Genomic DNA, 20,182 nt, shown 5'->3' on the forward strand with positions numbered 1-20,182 from the left:
CGGCATTTTTCGTTGGCTTTTCCTTTTGCCGAGTTCCAGGCGTGCGGCTCGATGAAGCGTTTGATCGAGGCGTCAGCGCGTTCTCCGTTGATTGTCAGACGCATAAACACGGGAGCTTCACCTTTTTTGTTGGTCTTGTCCCGCCGAATGTAAAACAACAGTCCGAATGTTGTCCTTTCCATAAGTACACCGAATTAAGGGTTACAAAATTAGTTTCCCAAGTGTCTCAAGTCAAGAGGAAGACCGCTGCAAACATGTGCAAACCAATCTGTTACGAGCAATTCGGTGTACTTTTTCGGCCCGAAAAAAAGTACACCGAATAGGCCACAGGTAACCTGCTTTTCGATGCCTTTTTCTGCATTTTGGCCAAAATAAAAATCCCTGTAAATTCGTGATTTACAGGGATTTGCAATCTTTTGCGTTGTTTCTTGGTGGAGAATACGAGATTCGAACTCGTGACCTCTTGCATGCCATGCAAGCGCTCTAGCCAGCTGAGCTAATCCCCCATTGCGGTTGCAAAGATAAGCGGATTTTTTAATTCCCACAAATTTTCCGCAGAAAAATGCCGATTTTTTTGCGGATTTTCCCGGATTTATGTGCAAGTTGTTGATTTCCAGTTTGTTGATAGCAACCCGGCGCCTCTGCTGTCCGGTTGTCCATTTCCTCCTTGGGGTCAATCCTTGCGAATCCCGTATCTTCTACCGCCCCCGGCGAGCCTATTCGAAGCGGGTCAACACCTCGGGTAGGTGCGGCGTCGCTCCCTCGCACGTGCAGACATAGGCCGAAACCGCTACGCCCCGCGCATGGGCCGTCGCTATGTCGCAGCCGTGGAGCCACGCCGCGCAGAAGCCCGCCGTAAACGAATCGCCGGCTCCGACCGTATCGGCCACCTTGACCTTCGGCGTTGTGAGATCCGAACGCCCTCCGTCGTAGAAGACGTGGCTGCCACGGCTGCCGCACGTGAGAATTGTGGCCCGCAGACCGTAATCGACGCGCAGCCGTTCGGCGATCTCGCAGATATCCTCCGAGGCGATGCCCAGCATCCGTGCGACGATGACGGCCTCCTCGTCGTTTATCTTCAGTACGTTGCACCGGCGCAGTGACTCCGTGACCACCTCCCGCGAGTAGAACTGCTGGCGCAGGTTGATGTCGAAGACCCGGAGCGCCTCGCACGGTGCCTCGTCAAGCAGCGTCGTGATCGTCCGCCGCGACTCCCCGCTGCGCTGGGCCAGCGACCCGAAGCAGATGCAGCGCGCCGTACGGGCCATCGTGCGGAGCGCCTCGGTGCAGGGGATGTGGTCCCACGCCACGTCGGTGAGAATCCGGTATTGCGGGATTCCCTCCGCGTCGAGCGTCACCTCCACGCGTCCCGTAGGGTAGTCCACCTGTGCCAGTTCGGCCTTCAGTCCCCGCTCGGCAAAGTTGCCGAGAATGGCTTCGCCGTCCGCATCCTTGCCTACGGCGCTGACGGCCCGGGCATCGTAGCCGAACTGCGCCATGTGCCAGGCAAAGTTGGCCGGGGCGCCGCCGATCTTGCGTCCTTCGGGTAGCATGTCCCAAAGCACCTCGCCCAATCCGATGATGCATTCGTTTTTCATGACTTTTCGTTCTGTTGGTTTCTCTGCGATTGTTTTTCGTACGACGGCCGGACCCTCCGCTGGGGAGAATCCGGCCGGATCCTTTTCTTGTCGTCGGGCTATTTCACCTCCCAGGTGGCTCCCGAGTGCAGCAGGTCGTCGACACAGTGGATCTTGCTCGAGGCCTTGACCTCCTCGACCTGACGCTCCACGGCCCGGTCGTAGACCGTGTCGTCCTCCACGGCGCGGATCACGCCCAGCGCCACCGGGTAGTCCGGGTATTTCATCGCCGCCAGCATCATGTGCAGCGTCGTGTCGCGCTCGTGGGCGTCGTGCGTCAGGATGTCGTCCAGCGTGTAGCCGTCCTGGCCCACCGTAACGACCTTCAGCTTCATGTTCTCGAAGACCAGACCCTTCTCCTTGTTGGCGCCGAAGAGCATCTTCTCGCCGTGGCGCAGCACGACCGTATGTTCGGCGCGCGTGGCCTTGTCACCGGCGTAGGCGGCGTGGGTCTTGTCGTTGAAGATCACGCAGTTCTGCAGCGCCTCGACCACCGACATGCCCTTGTGCTTGGCCGCCTCGACCAGGCACTCCTTCGTCAGCTGGACCTCCATGTCGACCGTGCGGGCGAAGAACGTCCCCTTGGCGCCGATGACCAGTTCGCCCGGGGTGAAGGGTTTCTCGACCGTTCCGTAGGGCGAGGTCTTCGTGATCTTGCCCAGCTTCGAGGTGGGGGAGTACTGGCCCTTGGTCAAGCCGTAGATCTCGTTGTTGAAGAGGATGACGTTCAGGTCGACGTTGCGCCGGATGGCGTGGATGAAGTGGTTGCCGCCGATGGCCAGCGAGTCGCCGTCGCCCGTGGCCACCCAGACCGACAGCCGCGGGTTGGCCACCTTGACACCCGTTGCCACGGCATTGGCGCGTCCATGAACCGAGTGGAAGCCGTAGGTCTTCATGTAGTAGATGAAGCGCGACGAGCATCCGATACCCGACACGAAGGTGAAGAGGTTGTGGGGCGTATCGAGGGCGTCCGCCACCTCGGGCAGGGCGCGCTGTACGGCATTCAGAATGGCGTGGTCGCCGCATCCCGGGCACCAGCGTACCTCCTGGTCGCTTTTGAAATCGGCGGGGGTATATTTGAAGTCTGCCATGGCGTTATTTCAGTAAGGATTCGAATTTTTCTTTCAGCTCGACCACCGTGAAGGGTTGGCCTTCGCACTTGTTGTACTGTTCGTAGCGGAACTCCTGGAAGTTCTGGCGCAGGTAGTTGGCAAATTGCCCTTCGTTGAGCTCGCAGACCACGATGCGGCGGAACCGTGCGAAGATTTCGCGCACGCCGTGGGGCAGCGGGTTGATGTAGTTGAAGTGGCACAGCGAAACCTTGTGGCCTTCGCGACGCATCTCGTCGACGGCGTTCTGAAGGTGTCCGCGCGTTCCACCCCAGCCGACGACGAGCAGTTCACCCTCCTGATCGCCCCAGACCGTTTGTGCGGGAATGTCGTCGACGACCTTGGCCACCTTGGCGGCACGCGTGTCGACCATCTTCTGGTGGTTGGCCGGGTCGTGGGAGATGCTGCCCTTGACGGCATCCTTCTCCAGACCGCCGACGCGGTGTTCGAGTCCCACCTTGCCCGGGAAGGCCCAGCCGCGGGCCAGCTGTTCGTTGCGCACGTAGGGCATGAAGCCGCCCTCGGGTGCCACGTCGACGATCGGCGGGCAGATCTTCGGATAGTCCTTCATCGAGGGGATGCGCCACGGTTCGGAACCGTTGGCGATGAAGCCGTCGGTGAGCAGCACCACGGGGGTCATGTGTTCCATGGCCAGACGTCCGGCCTCGAAGGCGTAGTGGAAGCAGTCGCTCGGCGACGAGGCGGCCACCACGATCACCGGACACTCGCCGTTGCGGCCGTAGAGGGCCTGCATCAGGTCGCTCTGTTCGGTCTTGGTCGGCAGACCCGTCGAGGGTCCGCCGCGCTGTACGTCGACCACGACGAGCGGCAGTTCGGTCATCACCGCCAGCCCCAGCGCCTCGCTCTTGAGCGAAAGGCCCGGGCCCGAGGTGGTCGTCACGGCGAAGTTGCCCGCAAAGGCGGCACCGATTGCCGTGCAGATGCCGGCGATCTCGTCCTCGGCCTGAACGGTCTTCACGCCGAGATCCTTGCGTTTGGCCAGCTCCTCGAGGATCACCGTGGCCGGCGTAATGGGGTACGAGCCGCAGAACAGCGGCAGTCCGGCCTTCTCGGCGGCGGCGCACAGACCCCAGGCCGTGGCGACGTTGCCGTTGATCGAGCGGTAGGTTCCCTTCTCGCGTGCGGCGGGTGCCACGGTGTAGTTGCTGGCGAACAGGTGGGTATTGGCGGCGTAGTTGTATCCGGCCTTGATGGCGAGTTTGTTGGCCTCGGCCACGGCCGGGTTCTTCTTGGCGAATTTCGTATCCAGATAGCGCAGGGCATACTCCTCGGGGCGGTCGAAGAGCCAGAAGCAGATGCCCAGGGCAAACATGTTCTTGCACTTGGTGACGGCCTTGTTGTCCAGCCCGGTCTCCTTGAGGGCCTCGCGCGTCATCGAGGTGATGTCGGGCATCACGACGTTGTACTCGTCCAGACCGAGTTCGGCCAGCGGATCGAGGGTCTTGAAGCCCGCCTTTTTGAGGTGCTCCTCGGTGATGGAGTCGCCGTCGATGATGACCGTAGCTTCGGGTTTCAGCCATTTGCGGTTGGCCTTCAGGGCGGCGGGATTCATCGCCACCAGCACGTCGCAATAATCACCGGGGTTGATTTCGCGGTGATCGCCGAAGTGGACCTGGAAACCGGAGACGCCGGCTACGGTGCCTTGCGGAGCGCGGATTTCGGCCGGATAGTCCGGGAAGGTCGAGGTTCCGTTGCCCAGCAGCGCCGAGGTGTCGGAGAAGAGCGTACCCGTGAGCTGCATGCCGTCGCCCGAATCTCCGGAGAATCGAATGACCACATCCTGCAACTCCCTCACGTTGGAATGTTCCATGATTTTTGGTTTCAGATTAGTGTAATGGGTGAACAAGTTTTGACAAATATATAAAATAAATTGGCAAAACAGCTGCCGAATGGAAGTTTTTTAAGAATTTTTATGCGTTTTCGGGGAATTGTCCGGGACTGATTTGGTTAAGAATCACCTTTTTCAAGGTTCGTATGCTGCTCTTTTGTTATGAAAATGGCGGATTGAGGCTTCAGATCGAAAGACAGGTTAGTTATTAAAATTTTTTTCAAACCGATAGGTCTTCAGTCTGGATTTTGCTTGCCGGAAGACGGATTTCGGAGAGGAACTGCTGGTTCGGGATGGGGATGAGGGAGCGGATCCGCAATCGAGTCACGAGTGTTTGAGACCGGGCAGGGAGATGACCGGCTGACTCCGGAGCGTCGTGGTCGGGGCGTGCCTGTTGCGGGAGATTGGCCCGGAGCGGCAGTCTGGATCCCCAGATGGATGGACCGGGAACGGGCGGTGGCTGACCGGGGCAAGAAATGGCCGAGGCATGGTTGGGGGCGTGCGTGGTCTGGAAGATTGGCCCGGAGCGGCAGTTTGGCCCGGGACGGATGTGGTGGGAACGGTAGTTCGGAGCTCGGAAAGAATTGGTTCCGTGTGGGCGCATCTGCCGGGGCCACACAAAAAAACGCCTTCCCCGTGCAGGGAAGGCGTTGCGTACGTGTCGATCGTATCCGGCCGCTTATTTGGGCTGCTTGCCGATGTAGGCCAGAATACCGCCGTCGACGTAGAGAATGTGTCCGTTGACGAAGTCCGAAGCCTCCGATGCCAGGAAGACGGCCGGACCCATCAGGTCCTCGGTCGTACCCCAGCGGGCTGCCGGCGTCTTGGCAACGATGAAGGCGTCGAACGGATGACGCGAACCGTCCGGCTGACGCTCGCGCAGCGGTGCGGTCTGCGGGGTGGCGATATAGCCCGGGCCGATACCGTTGCACTGGATGTTGTATTCGCCGTACTCCGAAGCGATGTTGCGGGTCAGCATCTTCAGGCCGCCCTTGGCTGCGGCGTAGGCCGATACGGTCTCACGGCCGAGCTCCGACATCATCGAGCAGATGTTGATGATCTTGCCGTGGCCCTTCTTGATCATCGAGGGAATGACGGCCTTCGATACGATGAACGGACCGTTGAGGTCGATGTCGATTACCTGGCGGAAATCCTTGGCACTCATCTCGACCATCGGGATGCGCTTGATGATGCCGGCGTTGTTGACCAGAATATCAATGACGCCGACCTCCTTTTCGATCTGGGCAACCATGGCATTGACCTGCTCCTCGTTGGTCACGTCGCAGACATAGCCCTTGGCGTCGACGCCTTCAGCCTTGTACGAGGCGAGGCCCTTGTCGACGAGCTCCTGTTTGATGTCGTTGAAGACGATCTTGGCGCCCTGGCGGGCGAAGGCCGTAGCGATGGCGAAGCCGATTCCGTAAGAGGCACCCGTTACGAGTGCTACCTTACCTTCCAATGAAAAGTTTACCATTTTTTTACTTGGTATTAGATGGGTTGATTGGTTTGTTGTTTTTTGTGGGGTGATGGGGTGGTGTCGCCTCGGAGTCTCTCCGGTGCAAGAGTCGGTGCAGGTGGCTGGTTTCTCTCTTTTCTTCTCTCTCCGCTTTCTCTCTCACTTCCAGCCTCCGGACTCGCTCCTCGTGTCAGACTCCGGTTCCCGTCCGGTATCCGGCTTGGTCCCTATTCGGAGTCCGCCCGGTCCTTGGCCCTTAGCTTTGTTTCTGCCTCCTGCCTGTTTCTGCCTGGTCCTGCCTGATCCTCCTTCCTGGTCCTTCCTGGTCCTGCTTGTTTCTGCCTGGTCCTTCCTGGTCCTGCACGGCCCCTCCCCTCTCGGCCCCGGGGTTATTTGAGGTCGGTGATCTTCGAGAAGTCCTGATCGCCGTAGTCGAGGTTCTCACCGCCCATACCCCAGATGAAGGTGTAGTTGTGGGTGGCGGCGGCGCTGTGGATCGACCACTCGGGCGACAGTACGGCCTGCTCGCCCTTCATCCAGATGTGGCGCGTCTCGTCGATCTGGCCCATCAGGTGGCAGACGGCGTGCTCCTCGGGCACCTCGAAGTAGAAGTAGGCCTCCATGCGGCGCGAGTGTACGTGGGCCGGCATGGTGTTCCAGACGCTGCCCGGAAGCAGTTCGGTCATACCCATCTGCAGCTGGCAGGTGGGGAGCACCTGGCTGACGATCATCTTGTTGATGTTGCGGTCGTTCGAACCTTCGAGCGAACCCATGTGGGCCACGACGGCGTTCTCCTTGGTGACCTTCTTGTCGGGGTAGGCGCAGTGGGCGGTCGTCGAGTTGAAGTAGAACTTGGCGGGATTCTTGGGATCCTTGCTCGTGAAGGTGACCTCACGGTCGCCGCGGCCCAGGTAGAGGGCCTCCTTGTAGTTGAGTTCAAAGGTGGCGTCGCCGGCCTTCACCACGCCGGGGCCTCCGACGTTGAAGATACCCATTTCGCGGCGCGTCAGGAAGTAGGGGGCCTTCAGCGGATCGATGGCCTCGAGCTTGAGGGTCTCGTTGACGGGCATGGCGCCGCCCACGATCATGCGGTCGTACATCGAGTAGACCATGTTGACTTCGTCGGCTGCGAAGACCTTTTCGATCAGAAAGTCGCGGCGCAGACGGGTCGTGTCGTAATGCTTGGCATCTTCGGGATGCGCTGCATAGCGGATTTCGTAATTGGTTTTCATGGAATGTATTGAAAATTAATACTTTGTATGCACATCTCGCGAAATTGGGCGCCAAATCCGAAATTGGCTGACCAATTGTCGCTTCGGCAAAGATAATAAAAAAATCGGAATAGACCGCTTTGAATACGAAATAATTCGGGCGGAATGTCCGCCGTTTATCGAATGGAGTTCATGCGGATGCTGGCCTTGACCAGCGCGATGGCGCGGATGCGCGAAATCTCGACCTCCTTGTCGGCGTGATGGGGGTTCTGGCTGACGAGTTTGACATAACCCGGACGGTCGGATTTCTGGATGTATTTCACGGTGACGTACTCCTCGCCGTCGATGTCGATCGACAGCAGGTACATGTCCCCCCAGAAGACGTCGTCGATGTTCTTGAGCTGTTTGTAGAGGACGATGTCGCCGCTCTTGAGCAGCGGGTACATCGAGTCGCCGACGATGTAGATGGCTCCGTCGCACTTCGGCAGGTTGGGGATGTGGATGTAGTTGACGGGCTTCATCTGGTGCTGGTCGGTAAACAGCGGTACGAGCCCGGCCGTCCCCTCGATCGAGTAGAGGGGGACACTCTGTAGCGGCAGCGAATTGTCCGTGCGGTGCATGTAGGCTGTCAGGTCGGGTTCGGCATTGAACATCTTGCCCGTGCCGGTTTCGAGCCACTCCGGGTTGACGTTCAATTCCTGAACCAGGATGTTGCGGTTGCGCGACGAGAGTCCCGCCTTGCCGGTCTCGATCATCGAAAGGGCTGCCTTGCCGATTCCAAGTCGCTGAGCCAGCTGCTCTTGCGTCATGCCGAGCTGTTTCCGTATCAGTTTTACCCGTTCGTTCATGGCTTTTGATCAAAAAAATTGATATAAAATTTTTGAACTTTCTGGTACAAAATTCAAATTTTGAACCTATCTTTGTGAAGCAAAGTTAAACAATTTATTTTCTTCTGCAAAGCGTTTTGCAAAAAAAGCTTCATTATCAATGATGTATTCGGTATCAACGGAACTTTACGAGGAGGTGGCCACGCGTTTGGCGGAGGCCATCGGCGGCGGAAGTTACTTTTCGGGAAGCCTGACGTTCGACCGGGAGGGCATCGAGTGCCGGCTGACGGCCTCGGTGATCGTCTACCGGCGGCGGGAGAGCTATCCGGAAGGGGATCGGGATGCGATTGCGGATCTGGTGCCCGTCTGGTGGGAGTTCCACACCACGGGCCCGGAGGGCGAAATGCGGAACGACTTCACGTTTTCCGAGGTGCGGGCACTCTTCTGAGCTCCCGTACGGCTCCGGACCGCCAATCCCGGGCGCGGCGCCGCCCGCCGGAGCCTCAGGCAATCTTTCACCGGGATCGAGGACCCGCCCGTCGCGGCGCCGCCAGCACCGGGTCCCGACCTTACGAAAAAACTGTTCACATGGTTAAAAAAAACGAATCGGTCTCTGCGGGAGTCTCTCCCGCAGAGATTTTTGTTCCCGACATCGGGGAGTTGTGCTTTCCCGGAGCGGCCGAGCCCCCTTCGTTCACGGAGTTCGCCCTGGGGGTCTATCCGTTTCTCGAGCTGCAGTCCTTTCACCGGGTCTATTACCGCGTGCTGGAGGCTTTTGCCCGGGGGCGAGTGCGCCGGCTCATGGTGACAATGCCCCCGCAGCACGGCAAGAGCGTCGGCTCCACGACGCTGCTGCCGGCCTACATGCTGGGGCTGGATCCCGATCTGCGGGTGGCGATCGCCTCCTATTCGGGGTCGCTGGCCTCGAAGTTCAACCGCCGCGTGCAGCGCATTCTCGACTCGCGCGAGTACGGGTCCTTCTTCCCCGCGACCTGCATCAAGCAGGGTACCAAACCGCCCGGCTATATCCGCACCTCGGAGGAGGTCGAGGTGATCGACCACCGGGGCGGGCTGCTTTCGGTCGGACGCGAGGGTTCGCTGACGGGCAACCGCGTCGACTGCTTCATCCTGGACGATCTCTACAAGGATGCCATGGAGGCCAATTCGCCGCTGGTGCGGGCCAACTGCTGGGAGTGGTATACGTCGGTGGTGCGGACGCGCATGCACAACGCCTCGCGCGAACTGATCGTCTTCACGCGATGGCACGAGGAGGATCTCATCGGGACGCTCATGCGGCGCGAGCCGGTTGAGGAGCTCCGTACGTGGGCTCAGCTCGAGCGTCCGTCGGCCGACGGGTGGCTCCACCTGAACTTCGAGGCGCTGAAGGCCTCGCCCGCAACGGAACTCGACCCGCGGCAGCCGGGCGAGGCACTCTGGGAGACGCAGCACGGCGCCACGCTGCTGGCAGCCAAGCGGCGGTTGGATCCCGTGCAGTTCGAGGCGATGTACCAGGGCCACCCGACCGTGCGCGAGGGGCTGTTGTACGGGCTGAACTTTGCGGAGTACGACGACCTGCCGCACGAGATCGTCCGCCGCGCCAACTACACCGATACGGCCGACACGGGCGACGACTACCTCTGTTCGATCTCCTATGCGGTCGATGCGGACGGGGTGATCTACGTGACGGACGCCGTCTATTCGCGGGCGCCGATGGAGGAGACCGAGCCGCTGGTGGGGGATCTGCTCGTGCGCTCGGGGACGCGGCAGGCCCTCATCGAGAGCAACAACGGTGGGCGGGGTTTTGCCCGGGCCGTGCAGGCGCTGGCTCCGGATGTGCGGGTGGAGTGGTTTCACCAGAGTGCCAACAAGGAGGCGCGCATTCTGTCGAATGCCGCCACGGTGCTCCATCTGGTGCGGTGGCCGCGGGGATGGAACCTGCGCTGGCCCGACCTCTACGCCCATCTGACGACCTATCGGCGCAAGTTCCGCTCCAACCGCTGGCACGATGCGGCGGACGTCGTGACGGGAATCGTCGAGCACGAGGTGGTGGACCGCAGCCGCAAGAGGCTGCGCGGTGTCCGCTTCGCGTAGGCCGGGGACGGTTTGTCGGCGGGGAGGCTGTCAGCGAGGTCGTTGTCAGCGGGCCGTAGCCAGCCGGGGGCGTCGGGTTTGTTGTCTACGGGATGCAGGCGGAGCCTGCGGAGAGTTGCCGGCAGAACGCGGGGTGGAAGCGGCAGGGGTGTCATCGGCAGGATGCAGACGGTGGTCGTCTCGCCGGTTCCTGAAGGCACGGACCTTTGGCCGCTTCCGCGAACGAAGAGGCCCGGCACCTGTCGGGTGCCGGGCCTGAGGGGATGGGTGTGCCGCCGTCGGAAACGGAAAGTCCCGCCTCCTGTCGGACGGAGGCGGGACATGATGCCATGCGCGGAGCCTGTTGTCTACAGCTCTTCGAGACGGGCCACGGGCGAGACGTCGAGCGAGGCGAACTCGCCGTTGCGGTAGTGGAAGTAGCCGGCCATGGCGATCATGGCGGCGTTGTCGGTCGTGAACTTGAACTCGGGCAGGAAGGTCCGCCAGCCGCGGCGCCGTCCGGCCTCCGTAATGCCGTTGCGCAGTCCGGAGTTGGCCGAGACGCCTCCGCCGGCCGCAATGTCGCGGATGCCCGTATCCTTCGAGGCGCGGATCAGCTTGTCGAGCAGGATCTCGACGATCGTGGCCTGCAGCGAGGCGCACAGGTCGGCCTTGTTTTTCTCGATGAAGTCGGGGTCCTGGGCCACGGCGTCGCGCAGCGTGTAGAGGAACGAGGTCTTCAGGCCCGAGAACGAGTAGTCGTAACCGTCGACATGGGGATGGGCGAAGCGGAAGGCCTTGGGGTTGCCCTCCTTGGCCAGACGGTCGATCACCGGGCCGCCCGGATAGGGGAGTCCCATCACCTTGGCGCACTTGTCGAAGGCTTCGCCGGCGGCGTCGTCGATCGTCGTGCCGATGATCTCCATCTCGAGCGGGGAGTTGACCCGTACGATCTGCGTGTGGCCGCCGCTGACCAGCAGACACAGGTACGGAAAGTCGGGGTGGGGCAGCTGCCGGTCCGGAAGGTCGATGAAGTGCGAGAGGATATGCCCCTGCAGGTGGTTGACCTCCACCATCGGGATGTTGCGGGCGATGGAGAGCCCCTTGGTGAAGGAGACGCCCACCAGAAGCGATCCCAGCAGACCGGGACCGCGCGTGAAGGCAATGGCGTCGATCTCCGAGGCCGTGAGTCCGGCTTCGCGCAGGGCAGTGTCCACCACCGGAATGATGTTCTGCTGATGGGCGCGGGAGGCCAGTTCGGGGATGACGCCGCCGTACTTCATGTGTACGGCCTGCGAGGCGATGACGTTCGAAAGCAGGACGTTGTTGCGCAGGACGGCTGCCGAGGTGTCGTCGCACGAGGATTCGATGCCGAGAATTGTAATATCCATCCGGTTTTTTCGCTGTTATTTTAACTTTTTCGCTAACTTTGCCCGTTATAACGGTGTTCCGATGCGCAAAGGTATAAAAATATTGGGAATGGTGTTCTCGGCGGCGGTTTTGTTGCTGATAATTCTTCCCCTGGGGCTGTCGCTGCTGCTGGATATCCGCTCGGTGCAGAACTTCGTCGCGGACCGTCTGGCCGAGCTGGTGTCGCGGCGGCTGGAGACCACCGTTTCGATCGACCACGTGGACATCGGACTCTTCTCGCGGATCCGTGTCGACGGTTTCTATGTTGAGGACTATCAGCGCGATACGCTTTTCTATGTCGGCCATCTGAACACCTATGTCACCAGTCTGGGGCTGTTGGGCGGCGGGCTGGAGTTCAGCCGCGGCGAGATTGCCGATGCGAGGCTCTACCTGCGTCAGACCCCCTCGGGCGAGATGAACATCAAGCAGGTCGTCAACCGCATCTCCGACCCCGACCGCGAGAAGAAGGGCAACTTCCGGCTGCGGCTGCGCAAGGCCTCGATCGACGGCATGGAGCTCTGTCTGGAGCGCCTCGACCGCCGCGATCCGGAGTTCGGCATCGATTTCGCCCACATGCATCTCAGCGACATGACAGCCTTCGTCGAGGATTTCACCATCGACGGCCAGGCCATCTATACCTCGATCGAACGCCTGGCGGCCCGCGAACGGAGCGGTTTTGAACTCGAACGCCTCTCGGGACGCTTCTACATGACGCAGGGGTGTCTGGGATTCGAGGATACGGAGATCCGCACCCGCCGGTCGGATATCCACATCCCCTACATCTCGCTCGTGGGCAATTCGTGGGACGAGTACCGCGACTTCGTCAACGAGGTGCGGATCGACGCGGCGCTCCGCGATTCGAAGGTCTCGTCGGACGACATCGCCTGGTTTGCCCCCTCGCTGCGCGACTGGCACGTCGACTTCTCGGAGGCCGATCTCGACTTGACGGGTACGGTGGCCGACTTCACGGGGCGGATCCGCCGTCTGACCCTCGACCGTGAGACGCATCTGGCGGCCGAACTGGCCGTCCGCGGTCTGCCCGAGATCCGCACGACGCGTTTCGACATCACGCTCTCGCGGCTGCAGTCGACGGCCGAGGCCCTCGACCGCCTTTCGTGGTCCATTGCCCGAAGCGGCCTTCCGGAACAGGTGGCCTCGGTGGTCGGGAATTCGGGGCGTTTGGACCTCGAGGGACGCTTCGTCGGACGCCTCTCGGCCTTCGACATGCGTCTGGGGGCCGCCACCGGTGTGGGCAAGGTCTCCTGCTCGCTGGAGATGGCTCCCCTCAGGCGGGGCATGAGCTCGATCCGCGGACGGGTCGAGACGCGCAACTTCCGGCTGGGCGAACTGCTCGGACGCGAGGAGCTGCTGGGTGACGCCTCGCTCACGGCCCGCATCGACGGCATGATCGGCCGGGGCATTGCCGATGCCAACATCGCGGGCACGGTCGCCGATCTGGGCTTCAACGGCTACGTCTACGACTCGCTGCGGCTCGACGGCCGGCTCCGCAACCGCGAATTCGACGGCCGGATCGCGGCCCGCGACCCCAATCTGGATTTCGATTTCTTCGGCAAGGTCGATTTCAACGATACGGTTCCCAACTACGACTTTTCGCTCGATCTGCGTCATGCCGACCTGGCCCGGCTGCAGATCAACCAGCGCGATTCGGTGTCGCGGCTCTCGGCCTTTCTGGAGGCCAACGCCAGCGGACGCTCGCTCGACGACCTGAACGGTTCGATCCGCGTCTCGGACGCCCGTTACCGCTACAACGACAAGGAGGTCACCGCCGCGCAGATCGACGTGCGCGGTGAAAACTCGGCCGACAGCAAGTTCGTCGAACTGCGTTCGGACTTTGCCGACGCCACCTTCCGTTCGAAGACCAGCTACCGCACTGTCTTCGAGTATCTGCGGCGGAGCGCCTGGCGCTATCTGCCGATTCTGGGGCGCGGCGAGCCGGCGGCCGACTCCGTGGCGCGCAAGACGGCCGTGGCCAACGACTTCTCGCTGCTGTCGGTCAACATCCATAACTTCAATCCGGTGGCCGATGCCGTGGCCGCGGGGCTTCAGATTGCCGACGGAGCGTCGATGCAGCTGCTCTTCAATCCGGCCAGCGACCAGTTCTCGCTCAAGGCCTCGGCCGAATACATCGAACGGCGGCGGATGCTGGCCACGCGCCTCTCGGTTAATGCCCTGAACCGGGGCGATTCGCTGGCCCTCTACGCCTCGGCCGAGGACCTCTATGCCGGGATCCTGCACCTGCCGCAACTCTCGCTCACGGGCGGCGCCAAACAGGGCCGTGTGGAGTTTTCGGCGGGATTCAACGATACGACGCGCCGGACTTCGGGCCTGGTGGGACTCCGGGCCCGGGTGGCCGACGAAAACGGCCCCAACGGCCGCGTGGTCGAACTTCATATCCAGCCTTCGCACATCACGCGCGGCGACAAGACCTGGCAAATCTTCGCCCATCGCATCCAGCTCGATACGGCGCGGGTCGATATCGACCACTTCGTCGTGATGAACGACGAGCAGGAGCTGCTCCTGGACGGCATTGCCTCGCGCAGCCGCGAGGATTCGCTGACCCTGTCACTGCACAACTTCGACCTGGGGCCCTTCACGCAGGTGGCCGAACGCATGGGCTACTACATCGAGGGGCGTACGAACGGACGGGCGACGATGAAATCGGTGCTGCGCGGTGCCGAGGTGACGGCCGACATCCTGCTCGACAGCGTCGAGGTGAACGACATCCCGGCACCGCCCATGCGGCTGGCCTCGCGCTGGGACTTTGCCCGCAACCGGGCCGGCGTGACGGTCACCAACCGCCTGAAACGCGATACGCTTGTGCGGGGCTTCTACGCTCCGACGCGCAGCCGCTACTATGTGCGGATGGATGTCGACAGCCTCGACATGGGGCTGCTCGATCCGCTGCTCTCGGGGGTGATCTCCTCGACCGAGGGGCTGGCTTCGGCCGATCTGGTGTTGCAGGGGCAGGGCCGCGAGGCCGATCTGGAAGGTGAGATCCGCGTGTCGGGGCTCCGTACGACGGTCGACTTCACGCGGGTGACCTACGCCATGCCCGAGGCGCTGCTCACGGTGCACGACAACCGCTTCCAGGCCGCCAATGTCCCGGTCTACGACCCGCAGGGCAACCGCGGCCGTTTCGACTTCGATCTGAATCTCGAACACCTGTCGAACATCTCCTACGACGTGCGGGTGGCCCCGCAGCGGATGCTTGTGCTCAATACGACGGCCGAGGACAACGACCTCTTCCACGGACGGGTCTACGCCACGGGCATGGCCCGCATTGCGGGCAACAAGGGCTCGGTCGACATGGATATTACGGCCTCGACGGACGAGAATTCGTCGTTCGTCATGCCGCTGTCGAGCCGGTCGAACATCGCGAGTGCCGATTTCGTCCGCTTCGTGCAGCCGCGCAGGATCGACTCGCTGGATGATGTGGCGCGGCGCAAGCTCTCGTTCGAGCGTCGTCGGCGCCAGGAGTTCAACGCCGGCAGCAGCATGAACATCAACATGGAGCTCGACGTGCGGCCCAACGTCGAGATGGAGCTCGACGTGGCGGGCAATACGGTGCGCGGACGCGGCGCCGGGGCGCTGAACCTTGAGATCAATCCCCGCGAAAACCTTTTCATGATCAACGGCGACTATACGATCGAGGAGGGAACGTTCTTGCTCTCGCTGCAGCAGATCATCAACAAGCGCTTTACGATCGAGAGCGGATCGTCGATCCAGTGGACCGGTTCGCCGATGGAGGCGCAGCTCAACATCGACGGCATCTACAAGGTCAAGGCGTCGCTGCAGCCGCTGCTGCAGGGGACGTCGGAGAATCTGGGCGGCGACCGTTCGGTGCCGGTCGAGTGTGTGATCCACCTGGGCGAGTCGCTTTCGAACCCGAGCATCACGTTCGACGTGCGCGTGCCGGGGTCGGATCCCGAGACGGCGGCCGTGGTGGCCAGTGCGCTGTCGACCCCCGAGACGGTCGACACGCAGTTCCTCTACCTGCTGCTCTTCAACAGCTTCATGTCGGAGAGCACGTCGCAGTCGTCGTCGAACATCGGCAGTTCGGTCTCGGCGGCCACGGGGCTGGAGTTCGTCTCGAACATGGTGAGCACGTGGCTCTCGTCGTCGGACTACAACGTGGTGATCCGCTACCGGCCCAAGTCGGAGCTGACGAGCGACGAGGTGGACTTCGGGCTGTCGAAGAGCCTGATCAACAACCGCCTCTTCGTCGAGGTCGAGGGCAACTACCTGATCGACAACAAACAGGCGGTGAACAACAATACGATGTCGAACTTCATGGGCGAGGCCTACATCACCTACCTGATCGACCGCGCCGGGACGCTCAAGCTGAAGGCCTTCACGCAGACGATCGACCGTTTCGACGAGAACCAGGGTCTGCAGGAGACGGGCATGGGCGTCTACTTCAAGGAGGATTTCGACAATCTGCGCGACCTGCGCGACCGGATCCGGGAGCGCTTCACCAACAAGCGCCGCAAGGCGCGCCGGATGGCGCGTCGCACGCTGCGCGAGGCCGAGAAGGCGGAGCAGCGGGCCTGCGGGGAGGCAGCCGAGGCGTCGGAGCGCGCGAAGGAGTCCGCAACGGCCCCGGACAAGGCGGAGGAGGGGCCGCAGCCGTTCAGCCTTGCGGAGCCGCTCTACGAGGAGGACCCCTCGCCGGAGAAGATCGAAAAACCTGCCGTTCAGGCGGGGGACAGCGCGCGGCGCCGCATCAAAAAGGAGCATTCAATCAAGTAAAACACCAATAATTCACACAAAACGCTATGACAACATTTTTGCAGGCCGCCGAGGCGGTGGCCGTAAGTGAAGAGACCCGCATGGGCTTGTGGACGCTGTTTACCAAGGGCGGCTGGCTGATGTGGCCGCTGCTGGTGCTGGGGGGAGTGACGATCTTCATCTTCGTGGAGCGCTTTCTGGCCATCCGCAAGGCCTCGGTGCTGGACATGAACTTCATGAACCGCATCCGCGACTACATTTCGGACGGCAAGATCTCGACGGCCGTCAACCTGTGCAAGAAGACCGACACGCCGATCGCCCGCATGGTCGAGAAGGGCATCGAGCGCATCGGACGTCCGATGAGCGACGTGCAGACAGCCATCGAGAATGTGGCCAATCTCGAGGTTTCGAAGCTCGAAAACGGGCTTCCGTTCCTGGCGACGATCGCCGGCGGCGCCCCGATGCTGGGCTTCCTCGGCACGGTGCTCGGCATGGTGCAGACCTTCATGGACATGTCGGCGGCAGGCGGTACGGTCGACCTGGCGCTGTTGGCCAGCGGTATGTACGTGGCCATGGTGACGACCGTCGGCGGTCTGATCGTCGGCATCCCGGCCTACTTCGGCTACAACTATCTGGTGGCCCGCATCGAGAAGCTGGTCTTCCAGATGGAGGCCAACTCGATCGCCTTCATGGACATTCTGAATCAACCCGTTCAAAAATAGACGGCCATGGCAATCAAACACGGTTCGAAAGTCGATAAATCGTTTTCGGCCTCGTCGATGACCGACCTGATGTTCCTGCTGCTGCTCTTCCTGCTGATCGCCACGACGCTGATCAACCCCAATGCCCTGAAGCTGATGTTGCCCAAAAGTTCGAACCAGCTCAAGGACAAGGCGATGACGACGGTTTCGGTGCAGGATCTGAAGAACGGCCACTACCGCTATTACGTCGAGAGCAACGAGGTGGGTTCGATCGAAGGGGTCGAGCGGGCACTCAAGGCGCGCCTCGACGGGCAGAAGGAGCCCACCGTATCGCTGCACTGCGACAAGACGGTGGCAGTCGACGAGGTGGTCAAGGTGATGAACATCGCCAAGGACAACAATTACAAACTGATACTGGCCACCACGCCGCGATAGCCGTATGTATTACTATGATCCCGATAACAGGTCCCCGCGACGGTGGGCGATTGTGGCGGCAGCGGTCTATGGCGTGCTGCTCGCGGGATCGTTCGCCGCGGTGTCGTTCGACTTCACGCCGGCGCTCGAGAAGCCGGGCGACACGATCCTTGTCGACTTCACGGAGCCGGTGCCTGAGGAGCCGCCGCGGCCTCCGGTGCAGGTGGCCGAGGAGCCGCGCGTCCACGACGAGGCTGCTCCGGTGGAGCAGGTGGCCCAGGCTGCGGGCAAGGACGAGGTGACCGAGACCCCGAATCCGAAGGCACTCTTCAAGATGAACCGCGGCGGGGCGGACGAACCCGACAATGCGGGCAATCCACGCGCCCGGGAGGGCGAGGACAAGGCTTCGGGCCGGGGTCCGGGTCTGAATCCCGACGGACTGGACCAGCTGGACAAGGGGCTCCAGGGTCGCGGACTGGTGGGCGACCTGCCGCGTCCGTCCTACCCGGGCGGCAAGAGCGGCAAGGTGGTGATCCGGGTGACGGTCGACGCGCGGGGCCGGGTCACGGGGGCCTCCTACGAACCGGTGGGTTCGACGACCGATGCTCCGGAACTGGTTGCGGCGGCGCGTCAGGCGGCCCTCAAGGCGCGCTTCACGGAGAGCCGTGCCGCGGTGCAGGGCGGAACGATAACCTATGTATTCACACTGAATTGACGAACCGATGAAACGAATTTTGCTCGTGCTGCTCGGGAGCCTCCTCATGACGGGGGCCTACGCGGCAAAACCCGCCCGTGCGGGTCGTGAGGCGCCGCAGCGAGCGGGCGCCCATCTGTGTTTGGAGGAGACGTCGTGGAATTTCGGCGACGTGCCGCGCCGGGGCGACGATCTGGTGCACGAATTCCGCTTTGTGAACGACGGCGAACGGCCGTTGGTGCTGGTGCGCGTCATCACGTCGTGTTCGTGCATCCGGGCGTCGTTCTCGAAGCGCCCCGTGGCTCCGGCCGATTCGGGGGCGATCCGCATCATCTACGAGCCGCACAAGAGTGAACCCGGCGCCTTCAACAAGGTGATCCAGATCTACTCCAATTCGGTTGACGGGCGCGACATCCTCACCGTGCAGGGCAATTCGCTCGACGACGAGGAGCTGGAACGCAGCCGGGAGACGCGTCCGAAAACCCCGAAACCCAGAAACAAATAATACCATATATCTATATAATACGATGGCACTACTCTTTTCCAATGCTACGATTCTGCCGATGACCTCGGCGGAGGATGCCCCCCGCACGTTCCGGGGCTGGGTGGGCGTCGACGCAAACCGCCTGACGCTGGTTACCGACTCGGAGACGGAGGCTGCGGCATTCCGCACGGCACACGCCGGTCTGCGCGAGATCGACTGCCGCGGCAAACTCCTCATGCCGGGACTGATCAACACCCACTGCCACGCCGGCATGACCCTTCAGCGCAGCTATGCCGACGACATCACGCTCATGGAGTGGCTCAACGACTACATCTGGCCCTTCGAGTCGCGGCAGACGCCCGACGAGGTGGCGCTGGGCATGACGCTCGGCATCGTCGAGATGCTGCTGGGCGGCGTGACGTCGTTCGTCGACATGTACTATGACGAGGATCGGTGCGTGGAGGTGGCCGAGCGGCTGGGGATCCGGGCGGTGCTGGGCTGCAACTACTTCGATTCGAACATCGGGGAGGTCTTCCCGCAGGTGGAGCGGGCCGTCGAACGGGCCGCCGCCGGAAGCGGCCGTGTGCGGATCGCCGTGGCGCCCCATTCGGCCTATACGGTCTCGCCGGAGAATCTGGTGCGGGGGCGGGAGCTGGCCGAGCGGCTCGATCTGGGGATGATGACCCATATCGCCGAGACGCGTGACGAGATCCGGATCGTGGGCGAGCGCTATGGCCGCACGCCGGTCGCACACCTCGATGCCCTGGGGCTTCTGGGACCGCATATGATCGGCGCCCACTGTGTCCATGTCACGGATTCCGATTTGGCGACGCTCGTGGAACGGGGGGTGACCGTATCGCACAATCCGCAGAGCAACATGAAGATCTCGAGCGGCGTCGCTCCCGTGGAGAAGATGCTTCGGGTCGGGGCTCTGGTGACGGTGGCCACGGACGGCACCTGTTCGAACAACGACCTCGACATGTGGGAGGAGTTGCGTACGGCGGCCTTCCTGCAGAAATCCGCTACGGGAGACCCGACGGCCCTCCCGGCCTGGGAGGTGCTGCGGATGGCCACGGCCAACGGAGCCCGGGCCATGGGGTATGCCGACGGGGAGCTGGGCGTACTGCGCGAAGGGGCGCTGGCCGACCTGATTGTCGTCGACCTGCAGAAACCCCACCTGCAGCCGATTCACAACGTCGTGTCGAATCTGGCCTACTGCGGCAAGGCTTCGGACGTCGAGACGGTGGTGGTCGACGGACGGATCGTTGTCGAGAACCGCCGCATTGCCGGGGTGGATCTGCCGGATCTCTACGCCCGGGTAGGCGAGGCGGTGCGCCGCATCACGACGGCCGGCTGATCCCACGACGGCGGGCTGATCCCACGACGGCGGGCTGATCCCACGACGACCGGTTGATCCTGCGTTTGGGTGATTTCGTGGCCGGCTGATTGCGACAGTCGGTTGATCTTGTGTTTGGCGCCTCTCCCTTCTTCCGCCGATCGGCCGTTGCGGTGTCCGACTCCGGCATGCATGCCGGATATCGGGACCCTGGGACGGGAGTCTTTGCGGATGC

At 62.1% G+C, this 20,182-nt stretch carries 16 protein-coding genes and 1 tRNA gene; 8 read left to right on the forward strand and 9 right to left on the reverse strand.

Annotation, left to right across the window (positions count from 1 at the left end; all coding sequences use genetic code 11):
• From B5G09_RS14510 to B5G09_RS12580, 8 genes are all read right to left on the reverse strand, one after another.
• A partial coding sequence (locus tag B5G09_RS14510) for an Arm DNA-binding domain-containing protein (RefSeq protein WP_262481271.1) occupies positions 1 to 182 on the reverse strand: 182 nt, incomplete at its 3' end.
• A 247-nt stretch (positions 183 to 429) separates the two neighbouring features.
• Positions 430 to 506: transfer RNA gene (locus B5G09_RS12550), tRNA-Ala, on the reverse strand.
• Between the two features lie 210 nt (positions 507 to 716).
• Complete coding sequence (locus B5G09_RS12555; RefSeq protein WP_087405441.1) at positions 717 to 1,598, reverse strand: carbohydrate kinase; 882 nt, start codon at positions 1,596 to 1,598, stop codon at positions 717 to 719.
• 98 nt (positions 1,599 to 1,696) lie between these two features.
• Positions 1,697 to 2,728, reverse strand: a complete 1,032-nt coding sequence (locus B5G09_RS12560; protein WP_087405442.1) for a 2-oxoacid:ferredoxin oxidoreductase subunit beta — start codon at positions 2,726 to 2,728, stop codon at positions 1,697 to 1,699.
• Positions 2,729 to 2,732: 4 nt separating this feature from the next.
• Positions 2,733 to 4,577, reverse strand: coding sequence for a 2-oxoacid:acceptor oxidoreductase subunit alpha (locus B5G09_RS12565; protein WP_087309115.1), 1,845 nt, complete (start codon positions 4,575 to 4,577; stop codon positions 2,733 to 2,735).
• A gap of 697 nt (positions 4,578 to 5,274) precedes the next feature.
• On the reverse strand, positions 5,275 to 6,069 hold the full coding sequence (locus B5G09_RS12570) for a gluconate 5-dehydrogenase (RefSeq protein WP_087405443.1): 795 nt from the start codon (positions 6,067 to 6,069) through the stop codon (positions 5,275 to 5,277).
• Positions 6,070 to 6,440: 371 nt separating this feature from the next.
• Positions 6,441 to 7,283, reverse strand: a complete 843-nt coding sequence (kduI, locus tag B5G09_RS12575) for a 5-dehydro-4-deoxy-D-glucuronate isomerase (protein WP_087405444.1) — start codon at positions 7,281 to 7,283, stop codon at positions 6,441 to 6,443.
• A 155-nt stretch (positions 7,284 to 7,438) separates the two neighbouring features.
• Positions 7,439 to 8,110 (reverse strand): XRE family transcriptional regulator, encoded by a 672-nt coding sequence (locus B5G09_RS12580; RefSeq protein ID WP_087309118.1) that lies wholly within the window; start codon positions 8,108 to 8,110, stop codon positions 7,439 to 7,441.
• Positions 8,111 to 8,249: 139 nt separating this feature from the next.
• Here B5G09_RS12580 and B5G09_RS12585 point away from each other — a divergent pair, with 139 nt between their 5' ends.
• Complete coding sequence (locus B5G09_RS12585; RefSeq protein WP_087405445.1) at positions 8,250 to 8,537, forward strand: hypothetical protein; 288 nt, start codon at positions 8,250 to 8,252, stop codon at positions 8,535 to 8,537.
• A gap of 140 nt (positions 8,538 to 8,677) precedes the next feature.
• A complete protein-coding gene (gene terL, locus B5G09_RS12590; protein ID WP_087405446.1) occupies positions 8,678 to 10,180 on the forward strand; it encodes a phage terminase large subunit in 1,503 nt (500 codons plus the stop codon).
• Between the two features lie 347 nt (positions 10,181 to 10,527).
• Here terL and tsaD read toward each other — a convergent pair whose 3' ends face one another.
• Positions 10,528 to 11,550 (reverse strand): tRNA (adenosine(37)-N6)-threonylcarbamoyltransferase complex transferase subunit TsaD, encoded by a 1,023-nt coding sequence (gene tsaD / locus B5G09_RS12595; protein WP_087405447.1) that lies wholly within the window; start codon positions 11,548 to 11,550, stop codon positions 10,528 to 10,530.
• A gap of 61 nt (positions 11,551 to 11,611) precedes the next feature.
• Here tsaD and B5G09_RS12600 point away from each other — a divergent pair, with 61 nt between their 5' ends.
• Genes B5G09_RS12600 through B5G09_RS12625 form a run of 6 tightly spaced genes read left to right on the forward strand, consistent with a single transcriptional unit; the run spans position 11,612 to position 19,968 of the window.
• Entirely contained in the window at positions 11,612 to 16,339 is a 4,728-nt protein-coding gene (locus tag B5G09_RS12600) for a translocation/assembly module TamB domain-containing protein (protein ID WP_087405448.1), read from the forward strand.
• Positions 16,340 to 16,365: 26 nt separating this feature from the next.
• Positions 16,366 to 17,040 (forward strand): MotA/TolQ/ExbB proton channel family protein, encoded by a 675-nt coding sequence (locus B5G09_RS12605; RefSeq protein ID WP_087309123.1) that lies wholly within the window; start codon positions 16,366 to 16,368, stop codon positions 17,038 to 17,040.
• A gap of 6 nt (positions 17,041 to 17,046) precedes the next feature.
• Positions 17,047 to 17,454: a biopolymer transporter ExbD gene (locus B5G09_RS12610; RefSeq protein ID WP_087309124.1), complete on the forward strand. Its 408-nt coding sequence runs from the start codon at positions 17,047 to 17,049 to the stop codon at positions 17,452 to 17,454.
• Positions 17,455 to 17,458: 4 nt separating this feature from the next.
• Complete coding sequence (locus B5G09_RS14515; protein WP_206384450.1) at positions 17,459 to 18,148, forward strand: TonB family protein; 690 nt, start codon at positions 17,459 to 17,461, stop codon at positions 18,146 to 18,148.
• 7 nt (positions 18,149 to 18,155) lie between these two features.
• Entirely contained in the window at positions 18,156 to 18,632 is a 477-nt protein-coding gene (locus B5G09_RS12620; protein ID WP_087405449.1) for a DUF1573 domain-containing protein, read from the forward strand.
• A 22-nt stretch (positions 18,633 to 18,654) separates the two neighbouring features.
• Positions 18,655 to 19,968 (forward strand): amidohydrolase, encoded by a 1,314-nt coding sequence (locus tag B5G09_RS12625; RefSeq protein ID WP_087405450.1) that lies wholly within the window; start codon positions 18,655 to 18,657, stop codon positions 19,966 to 19,968.
• Positions 19,969 to 20,182 lie beyond the last annotated feature (214 nt).

This window comes from Alistipes sp. An54 (assembly GCF_002159375.1).
Lineage (GTDB): Bacteria > Bacteroidota > Bacteroidia > Bacteroidales > Rikenellaceae > Alistipes > Alistipes megaguti.

What these genes read in the sequence shown, in the direction of transcription:
- B5G09_RS12555 (WP_087405441.1), bottom strand. Translation starts at nt 1,598, where the DNA reads ATGAAAAACGAATGCATCATCGGATTGGGCGAGGTGCTTTGGGACATG.
- B5G09_RS12560 (WP_087405442.1), bottom strand. Translation starts at nt 2,728, where the DNA reads ATGGCAGACTTCAAATATACCCCCGCCGATTTCAAAAGCGACCAGGAG.
- B5G09_RS12565 (WP_087309115.1), bottom strand. Translation starts at nt 4,577, where the DNA reads ATGGAACATTCCAACGTGAGGGAGTTGCAGGATGTGGTCATTCGATTC.
- B5G09_RS12570 (WP_087405443.1), bottom strand. Translation starts at nt 6,069, where the DNA reads ATGGTAAACTTTTCATTGGAAGGTAAGGTAGCACTCGTAACGGGTGCC.
- kduI (WP_087405444.1), bottom strand. Translation starts at nt 7,283, where the DNA reads ATGAAAACCAATTACGAAATCCGCTATGCAGCGCATCCCGAAGATGCC.
- B5G09_RS12580 (WP_087309118.1), bottom strand. Translation starts at nt 8,110, where the DNA reads ATGAACGAACGGGTAAAACTGATACGGAAACAGCTCGGCATGACGCAA.
- B5G09_RS12585 (WP_087405445.1), top strand. Translation starts at nt 8,250, where the DNA reads ATGATGTATTCGGTATCAACGGAACTTTACGAGGAGGTGGCCACGCGT.
- terL (WP_087405446.1), top strand. Translation starts at nt 8,678, where the DNA reads ATGGTTAAAAAAAACGAATCGGTCTCTGCGGGAGTCTCTCCCGCAGAG.
- tsaD (WP_087405447.1), bottom strand. Translation starts at nt 11,550, where the DNA reads ATGGATATTACAATTCTCGGCATCGAATCCTCGTGCGACGACACCTCG.
- B5G09_RS12600 (WP_087405448.1), top strand. Translation starts at nt 11,612, where the DNA reads ATGCGCAAAGGTATAAAAATATTGGGAATGGTGTTCTCGGCGGCGGTT.
- B5G09_RS12605 (WP_087309123.1), top strand. Translation starts at nt 16,366, where the DNA reads ATGACAACATTTTTGCAGGCCGCCGAGGCGGTGGCCGTAAGTGAAGAG.
- B5G09_RS12610 (WP_087309124.1), top strand. Translation starts at nt 17,047, where the DNA reads ATGGCAATCAAACACGGTTCGAAAGTCGATAAATCGTTTTCGGCCTCG.
- B5G09_RS14515 (WP_206384450.1), top strand. Translation starts at nt 17,459, where the DNA reads ATGTATTACTATGATCCCGATAACAGGTCCCCGCGACGGTGGGCGATT.
- B5G09_RS12620 (WP_087405449.1), top strand. Translation starts at nt 18,156, where the DNA reads ATGAAACGAATTTTGCTCGTGCTGCTCGGGAGCCTCCTCATGACGGGG.
- B5G09_RS12625 (WP_087405450.1), top strand. Translation starts at nt 18,655, where the DNA reads ATGGCACTACTCTTTTCCAATGCTACGATTCTGCCGATGACCTCGGCG.